This is a genomic window from Allocoleopsis sp. (assembly GCF_036703385.1).
Classification (GTDB): domain Bacteria; phylum Cyanobacteriota; class Cyanobacteriia; order Cyanobacteriales; family Coleofasciculaceae; genus Allocoleopsis.
The window spans coordinates 1-2,405 of sequence record NZ_DATNPA010000124.1; the positions used below are offsets into that span (position 1 = coordinate 1).

At 46.4% G+C, this 2,405-nt stretch carries 1 protein-coding gene; it reads left to right on the plus strand.

Annotated elements, in window-relative coordinates:
- Nucleotides 1-548: 548 nt before the first annotated feature.
- Nucleotides 549-2,159, plus strand: coding sequence for an adenylate/guanylate cyclase domain-containing protein (locus V6C93_RS06270; RefSeq protein ID WP_333475796.1), 1,611 nt, complete (start codon nucleotides 549-551; stop codon nucleotides 2,157-2,159).
- The last annotated feature ends 246 nt before the right edge of the window (nucleotides 2,160-2,405 follow it).

A 2,405-nucleotide genomic window follows, 5' to 3' on the forward strand; every position in this document is an offset into this window, starting at 1 on the left:
TCATTCCACTCGATCTGAGCAACCGAAGTAGCGGGACTTCAGTTCGCTGCTTGTCAGGTAAGGTTGGAGATGCGCTTTTTTGACCATGTCTCACGAAGCGATAGCGTTAGCGAAGCGAGGCGTTAGCCTAGCGCTGCTGCGTTCGCCCTTGGCGTCTCCCCTTGGGAGAAGCGCAGATCGCATTGAGGGAAATTATCCTTTCTGATAAAGGGGGTAGTCAACCCGGATTTGGTATGAGCAGTAAACGGAACCCCCTCCATCTTCCCTGATTAAGGCGGGAAGATAAGGAAAAACCTATATGCTGAGAAGTTAGGGGTGTTCAATACCCAGAGCGATCGCAGTCGCATATCCAGTCCATTGCCATCGTGATTGTATATATCATTTACAGTTCATTGCATCAACCGCGAACGATGTAGCTTGCTTCCCCGAAGGGGTACCATGAACAAACTTTACCGATAACATGACGATAGTACCGGACACGATATCAGTTGTTTTTGCCACTAACGACTAAGCACTGACCATTGACAAGCGCCGAGGGAGATTAGATTGTGCCGTACTTAATTCAAGATCCAGAGAATCCTGAGCAAAAAATTCATGAATTACAGTTTGGATTGAACAGTATTGGGCGTGAACTGGATAATACGATTATCTTGCTCCATAAAAGCCTTTCCCGTCACCATGCTCAGCTCATCATTAATGATGAGGGTGTCACTATGAAGGATTTGGGTAGCCTGAATAAGACTTTTGTTAATGAGAGAGAAATTGACCAATGCCGACTTAGAAGTGGAGACTTAGTTCGCTGTGGTAGTGTGCTTTTTAAATTTGTCCATACCATTGAAAAAGCTCAGGCACCAGCTCCTTTAAAGGATGAACCTGCTAACCTATCGATTATTAGAAAATTTTCTCCGGAACAGACGCGTGTAGAAATTCAGGACTTACTCCAGCAAGACAGCGTAAAACATCAACGTTCAGTCCTAAAGCTGCGGCAAGAAGATGCTAGTCAACGAGCCGTAGACAAGTTAAAGATTTTGTTGGAGGTAAGCAAACAACTTTCTTCTCCAGAGGACAATGAAAGACTGTTAGAAAAAATTCTGGATTTACTGTTCGAGATTATGAATGTAGATCGAGCTGTTATTTTGTTGGTAAATGAAGAGACAAAACAGCTGGAACAAAAAGCGGTTAAGTTTAAAGTGGGAGTACCAACGGATGAACAGTTTTATAGCACAAGCATTACCAATTTTGTTCACCAAAACGGAGATTCGGTCTTAATTTCAGATGCCCGCCAAGATCGCCGATTTAGTGAGTCGCTGTCCGTCTTAACACAAGCCATCCAGGCTTCAATGTGCGTGCCTCTGAAACCACGAGAGGCGGTGATTGGGGTACTCTACACGGATAATCTTTCAATGGCGGATATTTACTCTCAGGAAGATTTGGAGTTCCTAACCGCTCTTGCCAACCAAGCTGCGATCGCTATTGAAAATACAGAACTCAACACGAAGATGCAAGCGGAAGCGATCGTGCGCACAAAACTAGAGCGCTTCTTCCCTCAAGCCGTGAGTAAAAAGCTCAAGGAAGAAGGTAACTTGGAGATTGTGGATACTGAGGTAACCGCGCTGTTTGCAGACATTAGCGGCTTTACAGCCATGTCCTCCACGATGGCACCGCGCCAAATCATTGAGATGCTCAATGAATACTTTGAGGTAATGGTAGAGGACATTGTGTTTCAATACGAAGGCACTTTGGAAAAATATATTGGAGATGCTCTGCTGGCTGTTTGGGGCGCTCCCTACCGACAACCGGATGATGCACGGCGAGCGGTTCATGCGGCGATTGCCATGCAACGAGCTGTGTTGCGCCTGCGCGAGCAATGGCGACAGCGACACGGGATAGATATTCAAATCCACATCGGACTTAATACCGGCAAAGTCGCAGCGGGAAATATCGGCTCTCAGAATCTGATTCAATACGCCACAATTGGCGATACCACAAATGTCACAAGCCGAATCTGTAGCGCTGCGCAGGAGGGCGAGATTTTAATCGCCCAAACCACCCTTGACCAGCTCAATGACCCCAATCTAGCGGTTGAAAAAATGCCCCCCGTCTGGGTCAAGGGCAAAGACCATCCGCTTCAGCTCTATCGCGTCCAGTGGAATGTTTAGGGAGTCAGAGTATTCTACTTTTAGACCAATCAACTCCCCGATGAGCAATCCACTACCATAGGATTGTTAGAGTGAGTTCCTACCTTGCCCCATGTTCAGGGAAAGAGATTGTTCTGATCCCGAAGAAGCGATCGCTCTTGGTAAAAAGAGTTGGGGAGGCAAAGCCATAGAGGAAGACCCCAAAATGCTCTAGTTCACTACCTGTTAACTCGGATGAGCCTTTGCATTAATCCTAGCTGCTCAAAC